This window comes from Planosporangium mesophilum, from assembly GCF_016863255.1.
GTDB classification, from domain to species: Bacteria; Actinomycetota; Actinomycetes; order Mycobacteriales; family Micromonosporaceae; genus Planosporangium; species Planosporangium mesophilum.
The window spans coordinates 53591-76899 of sequence record NZ_BOON01000040.1; the positions used below are offsets into that span (position 1 = coordinate 53591).

The window sequence follows — 23309 nt, forward strand, 5'->3', positions numbered from 1 at the left end:
TGGGTCGTCGGCACGGGCAACCGGCCGTGCCGTCCGGTCAATGTCCGCTCAATGTCCGCTCGCCGTCCTGGCCCCGGGATGCCGGCCGAACGACAGTGGAGCGTACAGAGATCAACCAGTGACGATCTGGAAGGAACGTTCATGAATCGACCGGCGCAGCTACGGCGAGGACTGATCGCGTGTGTCGCGGCGGCAGTGTTCGGCCTCATGGCAACGCCCGCACACGCCGCTGAGGTGGGGAGCTCCGCCGCCACGGCGAAGCAGTCCACCGTCAGTACGATGAGCCAGGCATCCCCGCGAGACGACTGCTACGCGATGGCCATGTACCCGTGGAACAAGAGCGGACGGATCCAGTTCGATGGTGTGTTCTCCTGCATGAACTACAACCAGTGGAACCAGGCGCGGGTGTCGGTCGAGGTCTACTCCAACGGCGGAGCCAACTACCTCGGGAAGACCGAGCACACCTGCTTCAGTGATCTGGACGGCAAGATGTGTTACGGCGACACCGCCACGTGGACGTACTCGCCCGGCAACTGGTGCACGGTTGTGCAGGTCTACATCTGGCCCGCGTTGATGATGTTCCAGGACAAGAGCTGCAAACAGATTTAGCGGCATAGTTCGGCCGCCCGGGTAGCGGCGGTCACCGGACGGTGATGACACGCGAACGCGCCTTCGACCGGAAGGCGCGTTCGCTGCCGTCACCCTGGCAGGCCGGTGCGCTCGCCGACGAGAGCGCGCGAAGCGCGACGACGTCCGCAAGCTGAGCCGGACCGCTTTCGCGATGCTGGAACAGGGGCTGGGGGAGTACGCGCGCAAACCATCACGTTGAGTCAGCGGCGCAGCGTGGCCGAGGGTGGTTCGCCGAACCGCGCCCGGTACGCGGCCGCGAACCGGCCGGTGTGAGTGAACCCGTAACGCATCGCCACGTCGGTGACCGTGACCCCGGTGGCGGGATCCAGCCGCAGCAGTTCCTCGTGCGCCTGTTCGAGGCGGTGACGGCGCACGTACGACATGGGTGAGGTACCCAGCTGCCGGCGGAACGCCGCGTGCAGGGAGCGTTCGCTGGTGCCGGCGAACGCGGCCAGGTCGGCCACGGTGAAGGCCGTCTGCGGCGACGAGTGGATGAGCTCGACGACCCGGCGAACGACCCGCGGCGCCGGCAGCGAGCGTGCCGAGAAGATGGCGTCGGTGTAGTTGTGCCGCTGGCCCAGCAGAAGCGCCGTCAGGATGCCGTGCTCGATCTCCGCGGCCAGGACCGGGGGCGGGCCGGCCTTGCCACACCGTTCGAGCGCCAGCCGCAGGGTCTGCACCGCCGCCGTCACGCCTTGGCCCCCGCTCTCCAGGTCCAGCTCCGGCTGGAAGACCACCGGCTGGTGGATGGGCTCGTCCAGCAGGTTCCGCAGGTACCGCTCGACGAGGGGCTTCTCGACGGTCAGCATGAGCTGCCGCATGCCGGGGGTCCACCGCATCGCGACGGTGTCGCGGTAGCAGAAGACGGCTGCACGCGTGCCACCGGCGACGACGGTGTGCCCGGCGACCTCGGTGAGCATCGCGCCGCCGTACACGAAGCTCACGGTCACCAGGCTGATCGGCGGCGAGCAGGTGATCTCGACGGCCGGTCCGTACGTGGACGACATCAGGCCCAGTCCGTTGACCGACCGGTACTGGACGCGGGCGAGGAAGCGGCGCTCGCGGTCGAGCACCCTCATGTGGTGGATGTTGTTCAGGAGTCGTTGCGTCCGGGTCCTCGCCTCGGACATGACCCCGGTGCGGATCACGGTGGGGTGCGGAAGCCGGATGTCCTGCTCTTCGTCCATGGACGCGTACGGCGCGGGCATGGCCACCTCCATGCATGACGGCTGATGTGCAGAATCACCGCGATACGCCGGGAAAGTCAACCAGCGTGCGGGAACCGGCCCGACGGTGCGGAAAGCGGCTCGTCGGCGGCTTACCGGGCTCCTACCGTCGGCAACGTCCACATCGGCAGGACGGACGCGGGAGGTGTGCCGTGGCGCAGGTGGCCAACGACGTAGGGCAGGCAACGGTCGAATATCTCGATTTCCCCGGTGGCCGGGTCCAGCTGTTCCGGGGCGGTGCGGGTACCCCGGTTCTCTTCCTGCACGCAGCGGGCGGGGCGGGGGAGTGGCACGAATTCCACGAACTGCTCGCGCGGCGGTTCGAGGTGTTCGCGCCCGACCACCCGGGGTTCGGCGGCTCCGACGAGCTGGCCGAGGTCGAGGGCGTCGACGACCTCGTCTACCACTACCTCGACCTCATCGAACGGCTCGGGCTCGAGCGTCCGCACGTCGTCGGGGCCTCGTTCGGCGGCTGGGTCGCGGCCGAGCTCGCCGTCGCACGCCCGGATGCGATCGGCTCGCTGGTACTGCTCGGCCCGGCCGGGCTGCGGCTTCCCGACCACCCGGTCACCGACCTGTTCCTGCTGACGCCCGACCAGCTCCCCGGTGCGCTCTTCGCCGACCCGGCAAAGGCCTCGGCGCTCTTTCCCGCCGAGCCGAGCATCGAAGACGTGCTGACCGCGTACCGCGACATGACGGCGTTCGCCCGGTTCGCGTGGAACCCGTTCCTGTGCAACCCGAAGCTGGAACGCCGGCTGCACCGCATCACCGCGCCGACGCTGGTGGTCTGCCCCTCGGGCGACAAGATCGTCCCGGTGGAGCACGGGCGGCGGTACGCCGAACGGATCCCGGACGCCGGGTTCGCGCTGGTCGAGAAGTGCGGTCACGCCATGTACTTCGAACGCCCCGGCGAATTCGCCGAGCTCATCACCAAGTTCCTGACGACGGGTGCCGACGAGAGTGGAGCGCGCCGATGAAGTTCGTCTTCTTCCACCTGATGCCCTACCCGTACCTGCCGGACGACTTCGACGAGAGGTACCCGTCGCCGTCACTGAACTTCCCCCGTAAGTTCTTCGACCGGGCACTCGGCAACCGGCTCTACCACCGGTACCTCGACGAACTCGAGTACGCCGAGAGGCTCGGCTTCGACGGCATCGCCGTCAACGAGCACCACCAGAGTGCGTACGGGTTGATGCCGTCGCCCAACATCATGGCCGCCGCTCTCGCCAGACGGACCGAGCGGGCGCAGGTCATGGTGCTCGGCAACGCGATCGGGGTGCGTGGTAACCCCCTCCGGGTGGCGGAGGAGATCGCCATGCTCGACCACCTCAGCAACGGGCGGGTGGTCTCCGGCTTCGTCCGCGGCATCGGCTGGGAGTACTTCGGGCACAGCGTCAACCCGACCCGGTCCCGCGACCGGTTCAACGAGGCCCACGACCTGATCATCAAGGCGTGGACGGCCGACGAGCCGTTCCAGTGGATCAGCCCCAACTACGAGTACCGGTACGTCAACGTGTGGCCGCGGACGCTGCAGGAACCGCACCCGCCCATCTACATCCCGGGTGCGGGCAGCACCGAGACGATGACGTTCGTCGCCGAGCACGGCTACACGTACATGTCGGTGTACGCGGACACGCGCGTGGTCCGCCGCTGGTTCGACGGGTACCGGCGCGCGGCCGAGGAGATCGGGATCGCGCCCGACCCGGAGAAGATCGCGTTCTCGGTACCGATCTACGTGGCCGAGACCGACGAGCAGGCCCACCGCGAGGGCCGCCAGCACGTCGAGTGGCTGTTCCACAAGGGACTGAAGCAGAGCACATCGCTCGTCTTCCCGCCCGGGTACATGTCACCCGGCTCCATGCGTGGCCTGCTGGTGGCCGGGATGAAGGCCTACACCGAGATGTCGTACGAGGAGCTGCTGGCGGGCGGGTACGTCGTCGTCGGCAGCCCCGAATCCGTCACATCCCGGCTGCGGGAGCTTCAGGAGGAGTTGGGCTTCGGCCAGCTCATCGGGCTGTTCTCGATCGGTGACATCACGCACGAGCAGACCACCCGCAGCATGGAACTGTTCGCGTCCGAGGTGATGCCGGCGCTGCGACCGCTCGGCGTCGCCTGCGGCGTGACCGCGGCCTCCTGAATGGTCCGCCCGCTCTCCCGCCGGCGGAGCGGTCGGCGTTCACGCGCGGCACGGGTGCGCCGTGGCGAAGCTGACGACCTGGCGGCCGACCGTCTCCAGTTGGAAGCGCGCCGGCTCGTCCGTGCACGCGCCGGTGGCCGTGTCGAAGACCGGCATCGAGGCGTTGAGCGCGGCGCCGAGCGGGGTCGGCCAGCCCCGTAGCGCGTGCGCGCAGGTGCGGAGGGTGTGCAGGGTCGAGACGGCCGCCTGCCAGCCGTACGCCACGGCGATGCAGCCGACCGCCAGTCCGCTCAGGTACGGGCGGTCGTCGTACCGCAGGTCCTCGACGTAGTCCAGGGCGTTCTTCACCATCCCCGAGACGGTGCCGTGGTACCCCGGGGACGCGATGAGCAGGGCGTCGGCGTCGCGCAGCGCCGCCACGAACGCGAGCGCCTCGTCCGAGCGCTCCGGACTCTCCGGGTCGTAGATCGGAAGCATCAGCGCCCGCCCGGTGATCAGCTCGACGGTCGCGCCTTCGTCCGCGGCGGCCCCGGCCGCGATCCGCAGGGCACGTTCGGAGCTGGAGTCGTGCCTCGTCGTACCCCCGATCCCGAGAACCCGTACCGCATTTCCGCCCATGTTCGCCTCCGCGGCGCTCGTCGCGAACTCGAATGCCTGCCGCGACGGTAGGTGCGGCCGGCACGCGGGCACGAGCCGCTTCCGGCACGAACGAGCCGTTTCCGGCAGCCCGCCTAACCGTGCTCGTGGCTTGCGGGACCAGTTCAGCAGCGCGCCGACCGGCGAGCGCAGCCAGTCGCGCTTCTGCCCCGTATCGGAGGTGAATGAGATGAGTCAGCAGTCTGTAGGGGCACCCGAGGCGGACCGGCAGGAGCGCGAGAGGGCGGTCCTTGGCGATCAGGACCGCGACGGCCGGGCTGGCGACGATACGGTTGTTGACGAGGTGGCCGTGGACGACCCCGGCAGTGACACCGGGCAGGTGCTCGGTCAGAGCGTTCCCATCCGGCGTCACGTCGCGGAGGCGGTCCCCGGCTCGCCGGAGACCGGCGCGGTATACACCGAAGAGGGCAGGCCGAGCGCCGAGAAGCCGTACACGTAGGGCGCCGACGTAACTCACGGAGGAAGGATGGGCAGCTCGGTGAAGCTGTCCATCCGTCCTCCGCTGGCTTTCAGCGCTGGTCGTACAGGCGGCGGACCTTCGGCGCGAGGGCGGCGCGCGCCGTTCTGAAGCCCGACGTCCGCCGCGGGCCAGCAGAATAGGCCGATGAGCTACCCACCCGAGCCGTGGCACCTGCGCGGTCAGCTGTACCTCTCGGTCTGGCTCGTACCCCGCGACCGGCTGCCCCCACTGCCCGACGGGCTCGCGGCGACGGTACGCCCGGTCACGGTCGGCGGCCACGCGATCGTCGGTACCGCGTGGGTCGACTACGAGCCGGGCGGGGTCCTGTCGTACCGCGAACTGCTCTCGGCAGTACTGGTCCGCGAACGCAACCATCCGCAGGTGACCATTGTGGACATCTGGGTGGACAGCCCGGCCTCGCGCGACGGCGGCCGGGAGATGTGGGGCATCCCGAAGGAGCTGGCGGACCTGGAGGTCGGGTCACCGGCCCCCGGAGTGGTCCGGGCGGCCGCCGGAGGCATCGCGGAGGCGCGGATCTCGCTGGGGCGGCCGCTCCCCGGGCGGTGGCCGACGAGGCTGTCGGTGGCGCAGTGGCTGAGGGGTCGGGTCGAGGTGACGCCGGTGCGCGGCCGGGCCGGTATCCGGTCGGCGACGGCGACCTGGCGGGTGGCGCCCGCCGGCCCGCTGGCGTACCTGAGCGGTCGCCGGCCCTGGCTGACCGTGGCACTCCGCGACTTCCGGATGGTCTTCGGGGAGCCAGAGGCGGGAGCGTAAACACGCCGGCCGGACGCGGCGAGCGCCCGGCCGGTAGCGATACGCGAGTTCAGGATGCGGTGCAGGTCACCGTCGGCGGGTTGTTAACCAGTTAAGTTAGAAGAGGGCGGTACGCCCGGCCGGGCGCGACGCGGTAGCGGCACAATAGTGACCAGTGGTCATGGAGGCGGGGTGATTTGTCGGTGCCGACGGCAACCTGGGATCGGCTTCCGCCCGCCCGCCGGCTGGCTGTGCTCGCGGCGGCGGAGGCGGAGTTCGCGTCCCACGGCTTCTCGTGTGGCAGCCTGAACGTCATCGCCCGCAACGCGGGCGTGGCGAAGGGCAGCCTGTTCCAGTACTTCGTCGACAAGGCGGACCTGTACGCGTACCTGTCCGAGTTGGCGAGTATGCGGATCCGGGAGCACATGGAGGCACAGATCCCGGACATGCCCTGGGATCGCGGCTTCTTCGTCGCCGTCCGTCAGCTCATGCTCGCGTGGGTGGAGTACTTCCGTACCCACCCGCTCGACCTGGCGTTCACCGCCGCGGTGAACCTCGAACCCGACCCGGCCGCCCGCTCGGCGGTGCGCGAGGTGGCCAACCGCCACTACCTCGAGGTGCTGCGCCCGTTGCTGGAGGGCGCGCGGGAGGCCGGCGACCTGCGGGCCGACGCGGACGTGGAGGCCCTGTTGGCGCTGCTGTTGCTGGTACTTCCACACCTCGCGCTGGCACCGCACAGCCCCGGCCTTGACCCGGTGCTGGGGTTGGACAGCGGCGACCCGGCCCAGGTGGAGGCGGCGGTCGGTCGGCTGATCGGCGTGCTGGCCGCCGCGTTCGGAGACCCGGTGCAGGCCGACCGCTGACTGTCAACGGGCGGTGGACAGCCAGTCCACCATGGACTTCAGCGGCTCCTCCCATCGCACGTCGAGCATCAGGTCATGGCCCATGCCGGGGAACTCCCGCAGGGTCGCGCCGTAGCGCGTCGCCGTCGACCGGACGCCACGGATCGGTACCAGCCGGTCGTCGGGGGTCGCGAGGACGAGGACGGGCGCGCCACCGCGCGGCGGTGCGGCCGGCCGGTGCAGCAGCAACTGGTACTGGGCCAGCGCCGACTCACGCCCGCACCGGTCGGTGTGCCGCTTCGCCTCCTCGCCGTCCAGCGTGGTGAACAGGTAGTCGGCGCGCAGCGGCAGGCTGCCGCCGAACGTCAGCCTGGCCGCGTCGAGCGGGTGCCGGCGGGCGACGGCGAGCAGTGACGCGACGGCGGGGTGCGCCGGTACCGGTGCCACCAGCACGCCGGCGTACGCGGAGTAGCGCGCGAGGGCCTTCTGTACCACCAGCCCGCCGAGGGAGTGGCCGACCAGGACGGCGCGGCGGGGGAGTGTGGCGGCGGCCCTGATCACGTCGTCGACGTACTGCCCGAGCCGCGCACCCCGCAGGCTGCCGCCGCTACCGCCGTGGCCGCGCAGCGACACCGCATACGCGGGATGGCCGGCCGCCGCAGCGGCGTCGAGCCAGTTCTCCCAGCACCAGGCGCCGTGGCCCAGGCCGTGGACGAACAGCAGGGGCGGCTTTCCGCTGTCGACGGCTGGTTGGCGTTCGAGGATCTCCAGCTGCGGGCGCGACACAGCCCGGTTGGTGGCGAAGGGGTTGCCCGTCATGGATGGGCACTCTACTGTGACCGGTGGTCATATGACCAGTGGTCACAATCGTTCCCGTGGAGGTCGGCTCGTGTCCCTGCCGCGTGTCTGTGTCATCGGTGCCGGCTCGTCCGGGATCGCCACCGCGAAGATCCTGCACGAGCGGGGCATCGACTTCGACTGCTTCGAGCTCTCCGACCGGGTCGGCGGCAACTGGGTGTGGGGCAACCGCAACGGCCTGTCGGCCTCGTACCGGTCGCTGCACATCAACACCTCCCGGGAGCGCATGGAGTTCAGCGACTTCCCGATGGCCGACCACCTGCCCGACTTCGCGCGGCACGACCAGATCGCCGCGTACTTCGACGCCTACGTCGACCACTTCGGCTTCCGCGACCGGATCGCCTTCAACACCGGCGTCGAGCACGTGAGCCGGCGCGCCGACGGGGTGTTCGAGGTGCGCCTGAGCACGGGAGAGACCCGCGAGTACGGGGCGGTCTGCGTGGCCAACGGCCACCACTGGGATCCGCGCTGGCCCGAGCCGGCGTTCCCCGGCGCGGACGGCTTCACCGGCGAGCAGATCCACTCCCACAGCTACACCGAGGAGACCCAGCTCGTCGGCAAGCGCGTGGTGGTCGTGGGCATGGGCAACTCCGGGATGGACATCGCCGTCGACGCCAGCTACCACGCGGAGGTCACCTACCTGTCGGCCCGGCGCGGGGTGCACGTCATCCCGAAGTACGTCTTCGGCCGGCCGTACGACCAGATCGGCGGCAGCGAGTGGATCCCCGCCTGGGTGCGGTGGCCGCTCGCCCGCGTCATCATGCGCGCCGCGACCGGCCCGATGGAGCGGTACGGCCTGCCCAGGCCCGACCACAAGTTCGCCCAGGCCCACCCCACGATGTCCAGCCGGATCCTGGACCGGCTGGCGCACGGCGCGATCACGCCCAAGCCCGACATCGACCACTTCGACGGCGGCGAGGTCGTGTTCACCGACGGCAGCCGGGTCGAGGCCGACCTGGTCGTCTACTGCACCGGGTACAAGATCAGCTTTCCGTTCTTCGACCCGGACTTCCTGGACCCGGGCGCCGACAACGAGATCGGGCTGTACCAGCGGGTGTTCCACCCGGACGTACCCGGCCTGTACTTCATCGGCCTGATCCAGCCCCTCGGCGCGATCATGCCGATCGCCGAACGGCAGTCCGAGCTGGTCGCCGATCACCTGCAGGGCCGGTACGCGCTCCCCGGCGACGCCGAGATGCGGGCCGAGATCGCCGGGCACCGGCGCGCCACCGCCAAGCGGTACGTGGCCTCCAAGCGCCACACCATCCAGGTCGACTTCGACGACTACATGCACGCGCTGCGCCGGGAGCGGGCCCGTGGCGCCCGGCGGGCAGGTGGGGCGAGGACGCCGGCCGCCCGGGCCGCCGCCTGAGCCGGCCCGCTGGTTGCGCAGCGTCAGTGCGACATAACGTAGGAGCGTGGACAGGGAGGCCGCTGGTCGGGGGTGCCTGGAGCACCTGACCGACGCCGACCTGCGGGTCCTCGCCGCGACGGCGGGCCTGGACACCGAGCGGGCCGGGGAGCTGCGCGGGCGCCCCGCGACCGTACTGGAGCTGTTCGACCGTCCGGAGCTGTTCGATCAGGTGTACGGGCAGCAGCCGGCCGGCCTGGTCGCGGTGTCGCCGTTCGTCGCGTTCCTGGTCGCGGTCGAACAGGCCACCAGGGAGATCGCCACCACCGCGTTCGTGGCCGAGCGCTCCGCACCCCGGCAGCGGGTACCGGTGTTCGACGCGCCGCGGCTGCGGGAGTTCCTGGCCGACCCGATGCGCCGACTGTTCCTGGCGGAGCTGCTGACCTCCTTCGTCCGGGTAGCCAGCGGGCGGTACTGGACCCGGACGGCGCGCGGCTGGCGCTCCAAGCGGTACAGCGAACTCGACCCGGTCGGGCTGGCCGACATGGCGGAGCAGTCGCCGCCCGCGTACCGCCCCGGCCGGTACCGGCGCCTCGGCGACGTCGCGCTGTTCCTGACCGGGGTCTTCCCCGACTACACCCAGCTGTACGCGTTCGGGCCGTTCGACGCGGCGCGGTTGCTGCGCGCCGCCGGGCTGCCCGCCGATGACTCCAGCGGTCTGGTCACCTCGCCGCCGATCGCGCTCCTGGAGCAGCTCGGGCAGCGCTGGTACCGGCGGGCCCTCGACCTGGCGCCGGTGACCACCACCCAACTGGCCGTCGTGTCGGAGGTCGCCGACCGGTTCACCGACGCGCGGCGCATCCTCAACCACATCGCGGACCAGTACTTCTGCCGAATCGGCAACCCGTGGTTCGGTGAGGCGGGGGCTTGACGCTAGCGTCAGGTACGTGACGGATTTCGACATCGCTCTCTTCGGCGCTACCGGCTTCACCGGGGCGCTCACCGCCGAGTACCTTGCCGCGCACGCCCCTGCCGGGATGCGGTGGGCGCTCGCCGGCCGCAACCGCGAGAAGCTGGCGGCGCTGCGCGACCGGCTCGGCGTGGACGTGTCGATCCTCGACGCCGACGTGACCGACGCCGGCTCGCTGCGCCGGCTCGCCGGGTCCGCCCGGGTCGTCATCAGCACCGTCGGCCCGTACATCCGGTACGGCGAGCCGCTCGTCGCCGCCTGCGCCGAGGCCGGCACCGACTACGTCGACCTGACCGGCGAGCCCGAGTTCGTCGACCTGATGTACCTGCGCCACCACGCCACCGCCGAGCGCACCGGCGCCCGCCTGGTGCACGCCTGCGGTTTCGACTCCGTCCCGCACGACCTGGGGGCCCTGTTCACCGTGGAACAGTTGCCGTCGGACCGGCCGATCCGGCTGCGCGGCTACGTCAGCGCGGGCGGCGTCCTCTCCGGCGGGACGTTCGGGTCGGCCGTGACCGCGTTCGGGCGCTTCCGCCAGGCGGCGGCCGTGCACCGCGAGCGGCGGCGCGCCGAGCCTCGCGGGGAAGGGCGCCGGGTGCGCGCCGTCGCGGGCCGCCCCGGACACGACAGTGAGACGGGTGCGTGGGTACTGCCGCTGCCGACCGTCGACCCGCAGATCGTGACCCGCTCGGCGGCGGCGCTGGACCGGTACGGGCCCGACTTCTCGTACGGCCACTTCATGGCGGTGAAGAGCCCCCTCGTCGCGGCGGGGTTGACCGCCGCGGTGGCGGGGACGTTCGCGCTCGCCCAGGTGCCGCCGGCCCGCGGGCTGCTGGTCCGGCTGCGTCCGCCCGGTAGCGGCCCCACCGCCGCGCAGCGCGAGAAGGGCTGGTTCCGGGTGCGGTTCGTCGGCGAGGCCGGCGACCAGCGCGTCGTCACCGAGGTCGCCGGGGGAGACCCGGGCTACGGCGAGACCGCGAAGATGCTGGCGGAGTCGGCGCTGTGTCTGGCGTACGACCCGCTGCCGGCCACGGCCGGGCAGGTGACCACGGCCGTGGCCATGGGCGGCCCGCTCCGGGCGCGGCTGGAGCGGGCCGGCATCTCGTTCCGCGTCGTGGACCGCGGCTGACGCCTCACTCGGACGGCATCATCACCCACAGCACGAGGTAGATCAGGACCTGCGGCCCGGGCAGCAGGCACGACAGGATGAACAGCAGCCGCACCAGCATCGGCGGCATGTTGAACCGGCGCGCGAGGCCGGCGCACACGCCGGCGATCCAGCGGCCGTTGGTCGGTCGGGTCAACTGGGCCATGTCGGTTCCCCCTTCGTCACCGGACATCTCGACTGTAAGGGGACCGTTCAACCTTTCCGTCCGCCGGCGATCGCGGCGCCGGCGGCCTTGACCAGCGCGACGGTCTGTTCGATGGTCTGCGCCCGGTCGGAGGCGAACGCCTGGTCGATGAGGACCAGCGGGTCCTTCGGGTACACGAGGGCGGAGATGTGCAGGTGGCCGCCGGGGAGGCTGGTGGCGCCGAGGGCGAGCCGCAGCCGGTTCGAGCGGTACATGCTCTCGTTGGACAGGTAGTTCCCCCCGCCGCCGGACTGGGCCTGCGCGTCGGGCGAGGGGCCGTTGTCGTGGCAGGAGACCTTCGCCGGGTCCGGCCGGGTGTTGCCGGTCCACTCACAGATGCCTGGGTTGAGCTTCACCGGCCACGGGGTGGTGCCGGCGGCGATCATCTGCTGGTACGGCAGGGTGGTCTGGATGAACTCCGGGTTCGGCGTGGGCTGCGGCCAGGTCGTGACCTGCGGGACGACCTCGGGCGTGCCCTCGTTGTTGTTGTCCGGGCTGCCGCCGCGCCAGGCGCCGGCCCACTGCTCGATGTTCATCGTGCCGCGCAGCCCCTGGCTGATCGTCATGATCAGGTCGGCGCGCTCGGGCGACTTCGGGGTCAGGTGCGGGCCGAAGGCGTCCTCGACGTAGCCGGCGTTGAAGCCGCTCCACGTCACCGGCAGCATCACCGACTGGATGTGGACGGTACGGTCGCCCACCTGGTACACCTGCCCGTCGAGCTGCAAAGACGAGGCGCCGGACGGGTTGGAGCGGCGGATCTCGCCGTTGAGCTGGTACGGGTCGAAGCCGCTCACCAGAACCCGGATCGACTTCTTGTCCCGGGGGAAGGACGTCGAGGAGATCCCGCGGGACGCGTACTCGAAGGTCTTCAGCAGCGACGCGCGCGCCTGGTCCGACAGCCCGAACGCCGGCCGCCACTGTCGCAGGTCGCGGGTGCCCATCAGGCGCGCCCAGTACAGCGGGCGGTCGTCGTACCGTTCGATGCTGCCCATCCAGCGCTTGCCCTGCGCCCGCTCGACCGCGGTCCGCCACAGTTCGGCGCCGCGCTCGCGCAGCAGCCGGTCGGCCGCCTGGGCCGACCGGGTGGAGCACAGGTCGGCGTTGAGCCGCTCGACGAACCCGGTGAAGCCGCCGAGTTCGACCAGCTTGTACGGCACCCGGTCGCCGCCCGGCAGCGCCGGGGTCTCGATGCGGGTCTCCTCGTATGTGATCGGCACGGCACGGTCGTAGCACCCCGTGGCCGGAGCGGCGGAGTGCCCGAGGGTCGGAGTGGCGGCCGTCACCAGCGCGACGCCGGTGACGGCGGCCGTCAGCAGCCATCCCGCCTTGCGGATGGGTGGGGTCATGATGCCTTCTCTCCGGCGTGCGCGTCCGCCGCCAGCCTCTGTCCGATATGGACGTGATCCGTGGTCGGTGGCACGACTATGTCACGTGCGCCGCGGCCCTGTCGCGGCGCAGGCGGACGGGGGTTGCCGGTCCGGCCGCTCTTGACAACGAATAGGCACTGGTCGACTCTTCTGGGCAAGGAGATTCTAGAGGCTGGTTCTAAATATTTGCGGGTCCTCAGCGTAGAGGGGGCGGGCGATGCGGCTGGACTACGTGCGCGAACTCGACGAGTACCCCACCGGCCGGCGCCGGATACGCATCCTCGCCATGGCCGTGCTGGCCATCCTGATCGGGTCGTACGAGGGCCAGATCGCCCCGGTGGTACCGCTGCTGCTGCGGGACCTGGACATGAGCCTGACGACCTACGGCTCACTGTCGGCGCTCGCCGTCATCGCCGGCGCGATCGCCGCCGGGGTCGGCGGCCGGCTCACCGATCGCCTCGGCCGGGTCCGGCTCCTGGTCCCGTTGATGCTGCTGACCGCGGCGTGCTGCTTCGCGATGACCCTGGTGCACACGCCGGGCCAGCTGCTCGCCGCCCGGGTGGCGCTGGCCTTCGTCGACGGGATGGCGATGGCCGGCACCGCGCCCCTGGTCCGCGACTTCTCGCCCCGGATGGGCCGGGCCCAGGCCTTCGGCTTCTGGACCTGGGGGCCGGTCGGCGCGAACTTCCTCGCCGCCGCGATCGCCGGCGCCACCCTGCCGCTGCTCAATGACTCATGGCGGTCGCAGTTCGTCATCATGGGCACGATCTCGCTGGTCGTCTCGATCATCATCGCGTTCAACATCGCGGACCTGTCGCCCCAGTTGCGGGCGCGGATCCAGCAGACCGAGCACCGCACCCTCGCCGTCGCCGACCCGAGTCGCCCCGCCCGGGTGCGCGACCTGTTCGCGCACGGGCACATCTGGGCCCACCTGATCGGGATCGGGCTGTGGCTGGTCCTGTACCTGACCCTGGCGCTGTACGGGCAGACGATGCTCGTACAGACCTTCCACGTCAGCGCCGCGCAGGCCTCACAGATCATGACCGCGTTCTGGGTACTGGACCTCGCCGCGCTGGTCGCGGTCGGCCGGATCTCCGACCGGTGGCAACTGCGCAAGCCGATCTCCGTGGTCGGCACCGCCGCGGCCGCGGCCATCACGGGCTACCTCGTGATCCTGATGGGGCGGCCGGCCGTACCGGCGGTGCACCTGATGGTCACCGGCGCGCTGCTCGGTACCGCCCTGGCCGTGGCGTACGGGCCGTGGATGGCGAACTTCTCCGAGAACGCCGAGGACGTCGACCCCCGGCTCCAGGGCACCGCCTGGGGCGCGTACGGCTTCCTCAGCCGGGCGATGGCGGTCGTCGCCCTGTTCGCGGTGCCGAGGGTGGTCGAGGAGAGTGGGTGGCAGACCTGGCTGGCCGCCTCGCTGGTCTGCCTGCTGCTGTACATCCCGGCCTCGCTGTTCTTCCGCGGGCCGTGGCGGCGACCGATGACCGCGACGGAGTGGAAGCCGGCGGCCGCCGTCGGCAGCGCCGAATGAGTGACGTGTGGAGGGATGACGATGGACCAGGAGGTACTGGCCGGGGTCGAGAAGTCCGACCTGGCCCAGATCCGTGACCTCGACATCGACGACGTGATCGACTACGTCCACGCCGACCTCAAGCGGCTGCCCGACTATCTGGACCTGTACCGCCGCTACCTGCGACAACGGTGGGACGTCTACGAGCTGGACTTCAGCCAGGACATCCGGGACTGGAACACCGCCATGACCCAGTCCGAGCGGGACGCGTTCGTGGCGATCTCCTCGGGCTTCCACCACGGCGAGCGGCAGGTCGAGGTCGAGCTGCCGGTGTTCATGCTGGGTGGTAGCGAGGAGTCCAAGATCTTCATGTCCAGCCAGATCGAGGACGAGGCGCGGCACACGATCTTCTTCGACCGGTTCTACCGCGAGGTGGTCGGCCTGCCGGGGGAGTCGGTACAGGAGGTGCTGGACGCTTCGTTCCACCACGTCTCCGAGACGTTCGTCGGCCCGTTCGGGCTGCTGGCGTACCTCGCCGACGAACTGCGCCGCGACCCGGAGGACCCGGTGTCCAGGGTCCGCTACGGCACCACGTACTTCCTCTGGATCGAGGGCGTCCTCGCGCTGTCGGTCATGAAGATCACCCTCACGTACTGCCGCAACCGGGGCTTCCTGCCCGGCTACTACGCCGGGTTCACCGCCACCTGCCGCGACGAGGCGAGGCACGTCCAGTTCGGCATGCGCTTCCTGCGCGACTCGGTGGCCGAGGATCCGCGCCTGCTGCGCGAGATCCACGAGACGCTGCGCACGATTCTGACCATCAACGGCGCGACCAGCCGGCGGATCGCGCTGGAGTCACTGGGCTGGTCGCCGGAGGAGGTACGGCGGCTGATGATCCGGCAGCTCTCCATGAAGCTGAACGACGTGGGCATCGCCCTGCCACCCGACCTCCAGCAGATGGTCGCGCGCATCGAGCCCGAACTGGCGGGGGGCTGACGTGATCTTTTTCAGTACGGATTGGGCCGAGGCGGTACGGGGCGCGGTGGACGCCGGTCCCGACGACGCACTGCGCGCCACCAAGCTGGAGACCTACTGGGGCTGGATCGACCAGGCCCGCGCCGACTACGGCGAATCGTGGGCACTGGGCCGGTGTAAACCCGACGGCCACACCGACTACCTGCTGCTGCGCTGGGAGCGGGGACACTGCGTGGCGGCGACGGTCACCGCAACCCCGTCGGAGGCGACGTACGTCCTGTCCGCCGACGCCCAGACCTGGCACGACCTGCTCGCAGGCGAGGACACCGGCCGGATCGTCATGTACCGGAGACTGCGCCTCGAGCGCGGTGAGGTGCTGTCGTTCTTCCGGATCATCTACTTCTTCGTGGAGTCGGTGGCCGCGATCGGCCGGGTGCCGGCGACCCTTGACGCCTAGCGCTTCCCATGTGCGCATGCGGGTCGGTCCGTTCGGGCCCTGACGCGTGGCGAGGCAGCGTGCGGAGCGGAGGGCACTCCGCGGTCCGCTTTGCTCTGCTCCCGGATAGGCAACAGGACGGTCGGCCGATGCCTATCCGGGAGCAGAGCAAAGCGCCTGGATACCCGCCCGTCAGGTCTAGCGCCGGGCTTTTCCGCAGCTTTCCGCAGCGAGTGGAGCGGGGCTGCGTCAAGCTGCCGATCTGGCCAGGGCGGATCGCTGACCGAGAACGAGCCCGCTGGCTCGACTAGAGGTTGATCACGCTGCGGATCACCTCGCCGCGCTCCATGGCGGCGAACGCCTCGCCGACCTCGTCCAGGGCGATCGTCCGGCTGATCAGCTTCTCGAGGTCGAGCCGGCCGCCCTGCCAGAGCCGCAGCATCCGGGCGAAGTCGGTACGCACGTCGGCCGAGCCGTACAGCGAGCCCAGCAGCCGTTTCTCGGACAGGAACAGCTCGCCGGCGCTGAACCGCACCTCGTCGGTGAGGCTGCCGGCGCCGACGACGACCGTGGTGCCGCCGCGCCGGGTGGCGTCCCAAGCCTGGCGGATGGTGGCCGACCGGCCGACCACCTCGAAGGCGTTGTCGAAGCCGAGGCCGCCGGTGAGCTCGGCGATCGCCTCGGGGATCTGGTCGGGGGTGGCGGTGTGGGTGGCGCCGAACCCGGTCGCGCCGGCCAGCTTCCCAGGTAGCTGGTCCACCGCGAGGATCGGGGTGGCGCCGGCCAGCCGCGCGCCCTGCAGGACGTTCACGCCGACCCCGCCGCAGCCGATCACCACGACCGACTCGCCGGGGCGCACCCTGGCCGTGTTGAGCACGGCGCCGACGCCGGTGAGCACCCCACACCCGACCAGGGCGGCAATCTCGAACGGGACGTCAACGGGGATCGGGACGGCGGCGGCCGCGGGGACGACCGTCTCCTCGGCGAACGCGCCGGTACCGAGTGCCGAGTTGACCGGCTCGCCCTCCAGGCTCAGGACCGGCCGCGGGTTGGTCTGCCAGTTGTACGGGCACAGGTTCGGCTGGCCGCCGAGGCAGAAGAAGCAGCTACCGCACGGGGGAATCCAGGAGAGGACGACGTGGTCGCCCACCTGCGGCCGGATGACCCCCTCGCCGACCGCGACCACCTCGCCCGCGCCCTCGTGCCCCGGCACCAGCGGCGTCGGCTGAGGCAGGGTGCCGTTGCACAGCGACAGATCCGAGTGGCAGACCCCCACCGCGCGCAGGCGGACCCGTACCTCGCCCGGACCGGGCGGCGTGAGTTCCAGCCCGTCCGACAGCTCCAGCGGTACGCCGATCTCGCGCAGTACCAGACCTCGCACGTCGTCCTCCCGTCATCCGGTGGGTAGCGGCAGGCCCAGCTCGGCGAGCAGGTCCTGCGAGTACGCGATGCGCCCGGTCAGCTCGGCGGCGGGGCGGGTGCACAGCGCGAGGGCCGCCTCGGCCATCACCGCCGGTGTACACCGTGCCGCCGGCCGCCTCGATCGCCGCCGCCGTCTCACCGATCGTGCCGTCCAGCGGGGACTGGCCGGGGCTCACCGTACGGGCGGCCACCGCGACCGCCGCGCCCTCGGCGGCGAACCTGCGTGCCACCTCGGCGCCGATGCCACGGCTCGCGCCCGTGACGACGGCGACCTTCCCGGCGAGCGGCTTCATCGATGCCTCCCCTCCGCGGTATCAGAACCGTATTCCGTCGATGCGTCGGGCGGAAGGGTTGACGGCGATGGATGCCGTGTCGATCCTTTTTAGAAGGCGGTTCTAGAACCGACCAGCTCGGGGAAGGGGCCTGAGATGCCGCTCGACCACACCGTCGTCGGGGTCGAGTCCGAACCGTACGAGCGGTCGTGGACGTCGGCGGACACGCTGCTGTACGCGGTGGCGGTCGGCGCCGGGCAGGGCGACCCGCTGCGGGAGCTGGAGTTCACCACCGAGAACTCGCAGGGTGTACCCCAGCGGGTGCTGCCGACCTACGCGGTGCTGGCCGCGTGGGCGCCCGGTGGCCGGCGCCTCGGCGACGTGAACCCGGCGATGCTGGTACACGCGGAGCAGTCGTTCGAACTGCACCGGCCGTTGCCGGCCGAGGGCCGGGTACGCTCCACGTCGAAAATCGTCGGCATCTACGACAAGGGCTCCGGCGCGTTGGTGGTCAGTGAGACGGTCGCGGTCGACCCCGCTACCGGTGAGCGCATGATCACCTCGCGCGGCTCGATCTTCATCCGCGGCGAGGGCGGGTTCGGCGGCGACCGGGGGCCGCGCGACGAGTGGCCCGTGCCGAACCGCGAGCCCGACCACCGGGTCACCTACCCGACCCGCCCGGAGCAGGCCCTGCTGTACCGGCTCTGCGGTGACCGCAACCCGCTGCACTCGGATCCGGCCTTCGCGGCCCGCGCCGGTTTCCCCCGGCCGATCCTGCACGGGCTGTGTACGTACGGCGTCACGGGTCGGGGCCTGCTGCACGCGCTCGCGGCAGGTGACCCGGCCCGGTTCGCGGCGATGTCCGGGCGGTTCAGCAGCCCGGTGTTCCCGGGTGAGGCGCTGACCGTCTCGATGTGGCTCGACGGGGAGAGCGCACGGTTCCGGACGACGAAGGACGACGGCACGGTCGTCATCGACCGGGGTCGGGCCGTGGTGCGACCGGCGTGATCCGCCGCATCATTGCGTGCCGTGGAACGCCCCCGTACTACGCCCGGCCGGTCAGGCGGCGTCGCGCACGCCGCGGGCGGCGAGCTGGTCGAGAGCGCGCTGGGCGGAGTCCAATCCCCGGCGCAGCTCGGTGACCGGATCGGGGACCGTGCCGGCGGCGGCCAGGCCGGCCTGGACCCACTCGCGGATCAAATCGGACATTGTCACGCCGCGGGCCTGCGCCAAGGCTTTGACCATCTCGTGGACCTCGTAGGGCAGCCGAACCGGACGGACCACGCTCACCGGGGCGTCGGCTGGCGGCAGCGCCACCGGCTCGGATGGTTCGGTCGTGGATCCGGCCAGGTCAACGCCGTCGAGCCAGTCGCCGACCGCCTCGGCGTACTCGTCGCCGCCGGGCAGGCCCTCTCTGTCCATGCTATTCATTGCTGTGCCTCCCAACGGTCGTACTCGTCAGCCTCGCCAGGCCGCATCTGCCGGGCGCCGAGGATTTGCCACTCGAACGCGCCGACGTGGCGCACGGCGACGATCAGGTGCCGCCCGGCCTGGCTGCGGCCCCAGATCGTCAGCACCGGGATCCCACCCGGGCCGGAGGCCGACCGCGGCCACGGCCGGCCCGTCGTGAGCGCCTGCATCACCTCGTGCGGCTCGATGCCCTTGAGCCGGGCGAGCGACACCAGAGCCCACACGTACCCCATCCCCGTATCGTATACGACCTGTATACGACATGCGAGCGCAGATCACGCGCGCCGCGGGCCGGTGCGTAACGGGCTCCACGGCGTGGACAGTAGTCGGCTACCGGCCGGTCGGGTGTTCGGTTCGCGACCCCGCGCTGTGGCGGGCGCCACTGTGATCGCCGGGCCGCTGCCGGGGCCGGCCGACGGGATCCAGGATGGGAAAACCATGACTGTTGAGACCAGTGCCCCGCACGACGTCATCCGTGTTCTCCTCCAGCGGGCCGCGACCGGGAGTGTCCCAGGCTCGCGTACCGACGGGTGTCGCGTCGCGCTGGCCATCGAAGGCGGTGGCATGCGGGGCACGGTGTCCGGCGGCATGGCGCTGGCGCTGCATGAGCTCGGCCTGGTGACCAGCTTCGACGCGGTCTACGGCGCGTCGGCGGGTGCCATCAACGGCGCGTGGCTGCTGAGTTCCAACCCCGATCTCCTGCGGCGCTGGGCCGACCCCACCTTCGCGGACACCCTGATCCGTACCGGCAATCTGATGCGGGGACGGCCGATTGTCGACGTGGAGACGCTGGTCGAGGTCGTCTACCAGACCGTGTCGCCGCTGGACTTCGCGTCGGTGCTGGCCAATCCGGTCGAGTTCCACCCGCTCGCCACCGACGTCGCCACCGGTGAGTCCACCGACCTTCGTCCCCTCGTCCGGGACGAGGCAGATCTTCGTCTGGCGATGCGGGCGAGTGCCGCGCTTCCCCTTCTCGCCGGGCCCGCGGTGCAGCTCGGTGGCCGGCGGTTCTACGACGCCGGCGTGTCGGAGTCCGTCCCGTTCCGGATGGCCCTCGCCCAGGGCGCCACCCATGTCCTGGTACTCCGCTCCCGGCGTCACACGGACACGGCCCGGCCGTCACGACTGGCGCCGCTCATCGCGCGTACCGCGCTCCGCCGGCACACCGTCGCCTTCCGGGAGGCCTTCCTCGGCCGGGCCGCGCGGTTGGCGGCAGACGACGAGCTGCTCGCCGGCTACGACCTCGGGGCCGGTGATCCCGCGGTCATGTCCATCCGCCCCGACGCCGCTTCTCCGCGCGTCGGCCGCCTGGCCAGAGACGGGCAGGTGCTCGCGGCCGCGCTGGAAGCCGGAGGGGCGGCCGTTCACGCCACCTTTGCGGCGGTACGACGCGAGGCGTGAGCCGGCTCGCTCACCGCCGGCGCCCGCTGGTCGCCCCCGCCGGGGCGGCGCGGGGAACCCGCCGACGATCCGTTCGAAGGCGTCCGCCGTGTAAGGGGGTAGCCAGCGGGTCGCTGACCGGTCATGATCGGGCCAGTTCAGCGAGCGAAAGGATCGCCACGTGTTCTTCGATCTGGGCGTACGCGATTTTCTGGACCGCGCGGAGCTGGTGTACCCCGACCGCGTCGCGGTCGTCGACGAGCCCGACCAGCCCGCCCCGTCGTGGGGATCCCTGACCTACCGCGACGTCGCGCGGCTGGCCCGGGCCCAGGCTGCCGGCCTCGACGCGCTGGGCGTACCGGTCGGTGGGCGGGTCGCGATCGTGTCCCACAACGCCGCCCGCCTGCTCGTGTCGTTCTTCGGCGTCTCCGGCTGGGGACGCGTCCTGGTCCCGGTCAACTTCCGGCTGTCTCCCGCCGAGGTCAGGTACATCGTCGAGCACTCCGGCGCCGAGGTCCTCCTCGTCGACCCGGAGCTGAGGCACCTGCTGGACACGGTCACCGCCCAGCACGTCTTCGTGCTGGGCGAGGACGACGACGAGGTCTTCGGCAGCACGGCCGACCCCGCGCCCTGGGAGGGTGACGAGTCCACCACCGCGACGCTGAACTACACCTCCGGCACCACGGCCCGCCCGAAGGGCGTGCAGCTGACCCATCGCAACCTGTGGATGAACGCAGTCACGTTCGGGTTGCACACCACCCTGTCCGACAACGACGTGCTCCTGCACACCCTGCCGATGTTCCACGCCAACGGCTGGGGCATGCCCTACGCGGTGACCGGTCTCGGCGGCCGGCACATCGTGCTTCGTAAGATCGACGGCGCCGAGATCCTGCGCCGCATCGACGAGCACGGTGTCACCATCCTGTGTGCCGCGCCCGCGGTCGTCACGGCCGTGCTGGACGCCGCCGCGACGTGGGACGGGGAGATCCCCGGTCGGGACCGGGTACGGATCGTGGTGGCAGGCGCGCCGCCGCCCACCCGGACCATCGAGCGGGTCCGCGCCGAACTGGGCTGGGAGTTCATCCAGATCTACGGCCTGACCGAGACCTCACCGCTGCTGACCGTCAACCGCATGCGCGCCGAGTGGGCCGACCTCGACCCGCACGAGCAGGCCCGCCTCCTCGGCCGGGCCGGTGCGCCCGCGCTCGGCACGCGGATCAGTATCGACACCGACGGGGAGGTGCTGGCCCGCTCCAACACCAACCTTGACGGTTACTGGGACAACCCCGAGGAGACCGCCCGGGTGCAGGCCGGCAACTGGTTCCACACCGGCGACGGGGGCACGTTCACCGACGGGTACCTGACGATCTCCGACCGGAAGAAGGACGTCATCATCACCGGCGGTGAGAACGTGTCCTCGATCGAGGTCGAGGACGCCCTCAACTCCCACCCGGCGGTCCGGGAGGCCGCCGTGATCGGCGTTCCCGACGACAAGTGGGGCGAGCTGGTCACCGCGCTGGTGGTGACCGACGGCAGTCCGCTCACCGCGGACGAGGTCATCACCCACTGCCGGGGCTACCTCGCCGGTTACAAATGTCCCAAGCGGGTGGAGTTCCTCGACGCCTTGCCCCGCACGGCCACCGGCAAGATCCAGAAGTACCGGCTTCGCGAGCCGTACTGGGCCGACCGCGAGCGCAAGGTCAACTGATCGGCAGGCGCGTCAGGACCGCCCGGTCAGGCTGTTCGGGTTGGCGACCGCGGTCACCGCGCAGTACCCGATCGGGCCGCTGGTGTCGTGCATGATGCAGTGGCCGACCGCGATGCCGTCGTCGCTGAGGTGGCCGTCGGACTCCACGCCGATCGCGTCGGAGAGCGGCAGGCGGCTCAGCGTCAACGTGTAGTCGCCGTTGATGAACTGCAGGCCGGCGTCCCCGAAGTGGGCCAGCGGGCTGGCGAAGTCGCCGGCCAGGGCCACCCGCACGAGCGGCGAGATGGGCTCACCCGCCACCAGTTCGTGCGTCTCGCGCAGCCAGACCCGCCGGCGGGCGGTGTTCAGCCACCGGTCGGTCGGCACGCCGTCGTCGTCCAGCAGCCAGGTGTCCCAGGGCGTACGCCAGCCCGACCCGTTGGCCCACGGCGACGGGCCGAGCTGGTCCGGGTTCCGGGCGTCCCAGGCCGGAGTGGTCGGCACCTCTCCGGCCGGCTGCTCGCTGCGGCGCAGCAGCACGGCACTGGCGCGGGCCACCGGGCCGTCGGCGGTCAGGACCGTCGCGTCGACGACCCGGATCCGGCGGCCGTCGCGGACCCTGGTGGTCTCCACCCGTACCGGTACCAGCGGGGTGTTGCGGAACAGGTCGACGGTGAGCCGGGTGACGTGCAGCGAGGGCTCGGTGTGCTCGCGCTCGACGGCTCGCGCCAGCAGCCCGCCGAGCAGCCGGCCGTGCAGCATGTTCGCCGCCCACGGGCCGCGGGCGTGCGGCGCCGGTACCAGTTCCTCGCCCGAGGGGGTGAAAAAGGCTTCCCGCAGTTCGGTCTGGGCCACCCTAGGTTCCTCTCCGTCCACTCTTCACATGTCGTCGCGGAGCGGGTCGAGCCGCCGGATCAGCCGGATCGCCGCCTCCGCTATCTTGTTCGCCTCGCGCTTGGTCGAGCAGGTGGCGATCTCCCGCCCGGCCTCGCCGATCACCGTGGTGAGCACGGCGACGGTGACCCGGTCGACCGGGTCGGTACCCGCGCCGAGCAGGACCGCGTTCTGCCGGACCCACTCGCGACCCCTGGTCCGGCGCATCAGCTCGAATCCGGGCGGCCCGTCGCCGTCCATGAACAGGCGTACCAGGTCGCGGCGCTGCCACGAGCCTTCCAGGAAGGCCTGCGCGCCGAGGATGAACAGGGTGAGCGGGTCCGTCTCGCCACCGTTGCGGGCCTTGGACACCGCGCTCATCGCGTTCTGCTCCTGGGTGGCCTGGTGGTCCTCCCACAGGGCGAGGAACAGCTCGGTCTTGCCGCCGAAGTGGTGGTACAGGCTGCCGACGCTGGAGCCGGCGCGCTCCACCACGTCGGCCACGCTGGCCTCGGCGAAGCCCTTCTCGCCGAACACCTCGCGAGCCGTCTGGAGCAGCACCCGACGGGTCTCGGCGGTACGGCTCCACTGCCAGGCGTTGCTGCCCGACCTGCCGGTCGTCCTGCGTGCCATGGGACCTTCTCGTCCGTGTGTCCGGAATGGGCGACGGCG

At 71.0% G+C, this 23309-nt stretch carries 25 protein-coding genes and 1 pseudogene; 15 read left to right on the forward strand and 11 right to left on the reverse strand.

Translation table 11 applies throughout. From position 1 onward, the window contains the following. Positions 1 to 279: 279 nt before the first annotated feature. Complete coding sequence (locus Pme01_RS21280; RefSeq protein ID WP_168114355.1) at positions 280 to 609, forward strand: hypothetical protein; 330 nt, start codon at positions 280 to 282, stop codon at positions 607 to 609. 221 nt (positions 610 to 830) lie between these two features. Here Pme01_RS21280 and Pme01_RS21285 read toward each other — a convergent pair whose 3' ends face one another. After that, positions 831 to 1838, reverse strand: coding sequence for an AraC family transcriptional regulator (locus tag Pme01_RS21285; protein ID WP_168114356.1), 1008 nt, complete (start codon positions 1836 to 1838; stop codon positions 831 to 833). A 179-nt stretch (positions 1839 to 2017) separates the two neighbouring features. Between Pme01_RS21285 and Pme01_RS21290 the strand changes: the two genes are divergently transcribed. Together Pme01_RS21290 and Pme01_RS21295 are read left to right on the forward strand one after the other, a co-directional pair. Beyond that, positions 2018 to 2833, forward strand: a complete 816-nt coding sequence (locus tag Pme01_RS21290; protein ID WP_168114357.1) for an alpha/beta fold hydrolase — start codon at positions 2018 to 2020, stop codon at positions 2831 to 2833. Next, the gene (locus tag Pme01_RS21295; RefSeq protein ID WP_168114358.1) at positions 2830 to 3993 is read left to right on the forward strand and encodes an LLM class flavin-dependent oxidoreductase; all 1164 of its coding nucleotides are present in this window, start codon (positions 2830 to 2832) and stop codon (positions 3991 to 3993) included. The genes Pme01_RS21290 and Pme01_RS21295 overlap by 4 nt, the downstream gene beginning before the upstream one ends. A 39-nt stretch (positions 3994 to 4032) precedes the next feature. Here the strand turns inward: Pme01_RS21295 and Pme01_RS21300 are convergent, their stop codons facing one another. After that, a complete protein-coding gene (locus Pme01_RS21300; protein WP_168114359.1) occupies positions 4033 to 4611 on the reverse strand; it encodes an NADPH-dependent FMN reductase in 579 nt (192 codons plus the stop codon). Positions 4612 to 4741: 130 nt separating this feature from the next. On the opposite strand from Pme01_RS21300, the gene Pme01_RS21305 reads away from it, so the two are divergent. From Pme01_RS21305 to Pme01_RS21315, 3 genes are all read left to right on the forward strand, one after another. Next, positions 4742 to 5089 carry a hypothetical protein gene (locus Pme01_RS21305; RefSeq protein WP_203935780.1) on the forward strand — a complete coding sequence of 116 codons (348 nt, stop codon included), beginning with the start codon at positions 4742 to 4744 and terminating at the stop codon, positions 5087 to 5089. A gap of 165 nt (positions 5090 to 5254) precedes the next feature. Further along, entirely contained in the window at positions 5255 to 5884 is a 630-nt protein-coding gene (locus Pme01_RS21310; protein WP_168114361.1) for an acetoacetate decarboxylase family protein, read from the forward strand. Between the two features lie 182 nt (positions 5885 to 6066). Then, positions 6067 to 6726, forward strand: a complete 660-nt coding sequence (locus tag Pme01_RS21315) for a TetR/AcrR family transcriptional regulator (protein WP_168114362.1) — start codon at positions 6067 to 6069, stop codon at positions 6724 to 6726. 3 nt (positions 6727 to 6729) lie between these two features. Here the strand turns inward: Pme01_RS21315 and Pme01_RS21320 are convergent, their stop codons facing one another. Then, positions 6730 to 7524 carry an alpha/beta hydrolase gene (locus Pme01_RS21320; protein ID WP_168114363.1) on the reverse strand — a complete coding sequence of 265 codons (795 nt, stop codon included), beginning with the start codon at positions 7522 to 7524 and terminating at the stop codon, positions 6730 to 6732. A gap of 70 nt (positions 7525 to 7594) precedes the next feature. On the opposite strand from Pme01_RS21320, the gene Pme01_RS21325 reads away from it, so the two are divergent. Genes Pme01_RS21325 through Pme01_RS21335 form a run of 3 tightly spaced genes read left to right on the forward strand, consistent with a single transcriptional unit; the run spans position 7595 to position 11013 of the window. Continuing rightward, positions 7595 to 8935, forward strand: a complete 1341-nt coding sequence (locus Pme01_RS21325) for a flavin-containing monooxygenase (RefSeq protein WP_239088370.1) — start codon at positions 7595 to 7597, stop codon at positions 8933 to 8935. Between the two features lie 46 nt (positions 8936 to 8981). Next, positions 8982 to 9845 (forward strand): hypothetical protein, encoded by an 864-nt coding sequence (locus Pme01_RS21330; protein WP_168114365.1) that lies wholly within the window; start codon positions 8982 to 8984, stop codon positions 9843 to 9845. Between the two features lie 16 nt (positions 9846 to 9861). Beyond that, on the forward strand, positions 9862 to 11013 hold the full coding sequence (locus tag Pme01_RS21335; RefSeq protein ID WP_168114366.1) for a saccharopine dehydrogenase family protein: 1152 nt from the start codon (positions 9862 to 9864) through the stop codon (positions 11011 to 11013). A gap of 4 nt (positions 11014 to 11017) precedes the next feature. Here the strand turns inward: Pme01_RS21335 and Pme01_RS21340 are convergent, their stop codons facing one another. Together Pme01_RS21340 and Pme01_RS21345 are read right to left on the reverse strand one after the other, a co-directional pair. Beyond that, on the reverse strand, positions 11018 to 11197 hold the full coding sequence (locus Pme01_RS21340) for a PspC domain-containing protein (protein WP_168114367.1): 180 nt from the start codon (positions 11195 to 11197) through the stop codon (positions 11018 to 11020). A gap of 47 nt (positions 11198 to 11244) precedes the next feature. Continuing rightward, positions 11245 to 12582 (reverse strand): PA0049 family protein, encoded by a 1338-nt coding sequence (locus Pme01_RS21345; protein WP_168114368.1) that lies wholly within the window; start codon positions 12580 to 12582, stop codon positions 11245 to 11247. 238 nt (positions 12583 to 12820) lie between these two features. Between Pme01_RS21345 and Pme01_RS21350 the strand changes: the two genes are divergently transcribed. From Pme01_RS21350 to Pme01_RS21360, 3 genes are read left to right on the forward strand one after another with little or no spacing between them, the layout of a single operon-like run. Continuing rightward, on the forward strand, positions 12821 to 14143 hold the full coding sequence (locus Pme01_RS21350; protein ID WP_168114369.1) for an MFS transporter: 1323 nt from the start codon (positions 12821 to 12823) through the stop codon (positions 14141 to 14143). Positions 14144 to 14158: 15 nt separating this feature from the next. Then, positions 14159 to 15118, forward strand: a complete 960-nt coding sequence (locus tag Pme01_RS21355) for a ferritin family protein (RefSeq protein WP_203935781.1) — start codon at positions 14159 to 14161, stop codon at positions 15116 to 15118. A 1-nt stretch (position 15119) separates the two neighbouring features. Continuing rightward, complete coding sequence (locus Pme01_RS21360) at positions 15120 to 15554, forward strand: hypothetical protein (protein WP_168114370.1); 435 nt, start codon at positions 15120 to 15122, stop codon at positions 15552 to 15554. Positions 15555 to 15840: 286 nt separating this feature from the next. Here the strand turns inward: Pme01_RS21360 and Pme01_RS21365 are convergent, their stop codons facing one another. Together Pme01_RS21365 and Pme01_RS31115 are read right to left on the reverse strand one after the other, a co-directional pair. After that, positions 15841 to 16914 carry a Zn-dependent alcohol dehydrogenase gene (locus Pme01_RS21365; protein ID WP_168114371.1) on the reverse strand — a complete coding sequence of 358 codons (1074 nt, stop codon included), beginning with the start codon at positions 16912 to 16914 and terminating at the stop codon, positions 15841 to 15843. A 253-nt stretch (positions 16915 to 17167) separates the two neighbouring features. Further along, positions 17168 to 17248, reverse strand: a pseudogene (locus tag Pme01_RS31115) (beta-ketoacyl-ACP reductase); the annotation flags it as partial. Between the two features lie 135 nt (positions 17249 to 17383). On the opposite strand from Pme01_RS31115, the gene Pme01_RS21375 reads away from it, so the two are divergent. Further along, complete coding sequence (locus tag Pme01_RS21375) at positions 17384 to 18235, forward strand: MaoC family dehydratase (RefSeq protein WP_168114372.1); 852 nt, start codon at positions 17384 to 17386, stop codon at positions 18233 to 18235. A 51-nt stretch (positions 18236 to 18286) separates the two neighbouring features. Here Pme01_RS21375 and Pme01_RS21380 read toward each other — a convergent pair whose 3' ends face one another. Next, positions 18287 to 18649 carry a hypothetical protein gene (locus Pme01_RS21380; RefSeq protein WP_168114373.1) on the reverse strand — a complete coding sequence of 121 codons (363 nt, stop codon included), beginning with the start codon at positions 18647 to 18649 and terminating at the stop codon, positions 18287 to 18289. Between the two features lie 5 nt (positions 18650 to 18654). Beyond that, complete coding sequence (locus Pme01_RS21385) at positions 18655 to 18930, reverse strand: hypothetical protein (RefSeq protein ID WP_168114374.1); 276 nt, start codon at positions 18928 to 18930, stop codon at positions 18655 to 18657. Between the two features lie 205 nt (positions 18931 to 19135). Here Pme01_RS21385 and Pme01_RS21390 point away from each other — a divergent pair, with 205 nt between their 5' ends. Both Pme01_RS21390 and Pme01_RS21395 read left to right on the forward strand, forming a co-directional pair. Beyond that, positions 19136 to 20098, forward strand: a complete 963-nt coding sequence (locus Pme01_RS21390) for a patatin-like phospholipase family protein (protein WP_168114375.1) — start codon at positions 19136 to 19138, stop codon at positions 20096 to 20098. A 160-nt stretch (positions 20099 to 20258) separates the two neighbouring features. Further along, positions 20259 to 21785, forward strand: a complete 1527-nt coding sequence (locus Pme01_RS21395; protein ID WP_168114376.1) for an AMP-binding protein — start codon at positions 20259 to 20261, stop codon at positions 21783 to 21785. A gap of 12 nt (positions 21786 to 21797) precedes the next feature. On the opposite strand, the gene Pme01_RS21400 is transcribed toward Pme01_RS21395, so the two are convergent. Both Pme01_RS21400 and Pme01_RS21405 read right to left on the reverse strand, forming a co-directional pair. Continuing rightward, positions 21798 to 22619 carry an acyl-CoA thioesterase domain-containing protein gene (locus tag Pme01_RS21400; RefSeq protein ID WP_168114377.1) on the reverse strand — a complete coding sequence of 274 codons (822 nt, stop codon included), beginning with the start codon at positions 22617 to 22619 and terminating at the stop codon, positions 21798 to 21800. Positions 22620 to 22643: 24 nt separating this feature from the next. Beyond that, positions 22644 to 23270: a TetR/AcrR family transcriptional regulator gene (locus Pme01_RS21405; RefSeq protein ID WP_168114378.1), complete on the reverse strand. Its 627-nt coding sequence runs from the start codon at positions 23268 to 23270 to the stop codon at positions 22644 to 22646. Positions 23271 to 23309: the final 39 nt, after the last annotated feature.

What these genes read in the sequence shown, in the direction of transcription:
- Pme01_RS21280 (WP_168114355.1), top strand. Translation starts at nt 280, where the DNA reads ATGAGCCAGGCATCCCCGCGAGACGACTGCTACGCGATGGCCATGTAC.
- Pme01_RS21285 (WP_168114356.1), bottom strand. Translation starts at nt 1,838, where the DNA reads ATGCCCGCGCCGTACGCGTCCATGGACGAAGAGCAGGACATCCGGCTT.
- Pme01_RS21295 (WP_168114358.1), top strand. Translation starts at nt 2,830, where the DNA reads ATGAAGTTCGTCTTCTTCCACCTGATGCCCTACCCGTACCTGCCGGAC.
- Pme01_RS21300 (WP_168114359.1), bottom strand. Translation starts at nt 4,611, where the DNA reads ATGGGCGGAAATGCGGTACGGGTTCTCGGGATCGGGGGTACGACGAGG.
- Pme01_RS21310 (WP_168114361.1), top strand. Translation starts at nt 5,255, where the DNA reads ATGAGCTACCCACCCGAGCCGTGGCACCTGCGCGGTCAGCTGTACCTC.
- Pme01_RS21320 (WP_168114363.1), bottom strand. Translation starts at nt 7,524, where the DNA reads ATGACGGGCAACCCCTTCGCCACCAACCGGGCTGTGTCGCGCCCGCAG.
- Pme01_RS21340 (WP_168114367.1), bottom strand. Translation starts at nt 11,197, where the DNA reads ATGGCCCAGTTGACCCGACCGACCAACGGCCGCTGGATCGCCGGCGTG.
- Pme01_RS21345 (WP_168114368.1), bottom strand. Translation starts at nt 12,582, where the DNA reads ATGACCCCACCCATCCGCAAGGCGGGATGGCTGCTGACGGCCGCCGTC.
- Pme01_RS21350 (WP_168114369.1), top strand. Translation starts at nt 12,821, where the DNA reads ATGCGGCTGGACTACGTGCGCGAACTCGACGAGTACCCCACCGGCCGG.
- Pme01_RS21355 (WP_203935781.1), top strand. Translation starts at nt 14,159, where the DNA reads ATGACGATGGACCAGGAGGTACTGGCCGGGGTCGAGAAGTCCGACCTG.
- Pme01_RS21375 (WP_168114372.1), top strand. Translation starts at nt 17,384, where the DNA reads ATGCCGCTCGACCACACCGTCGTCGGGGTCGAGTCCGAACCGTACGAG.
- Pme01_RS21380 (WP_168114373.1), bottom strand. Translation starts at nt 18,649, where the DNA reads ATGGACAGAGAGGGCCTGCCCGGCGGCGACGAGTACGCCGAGGCGGTC.
- Pme01_RS21385 (WP_168114374.1), bottom strand. Translation starts at nt 18,930, where the DNA reads ATGGGGTACGTGTGGGCTCTGGTGTCGCTCGCCCGGCTCAAGGGCATC.
- Pme01_RS21390 (WP_168114375.1), top strand. Translation starts at nt 19,136, where the DNA reads ATGACTGTTGAGACCAGTGCCCCGCACGACGTCATCCGTGTTCTCCTC.
- Pme01_RS21405 (WP_168114378.1), bottom strand. Translation starts at nt 23,270, where the DNA reads ATGGCACGCAGGACGACCGGCAGGTCGGGCAGCAACGCCTGGCAGTGG.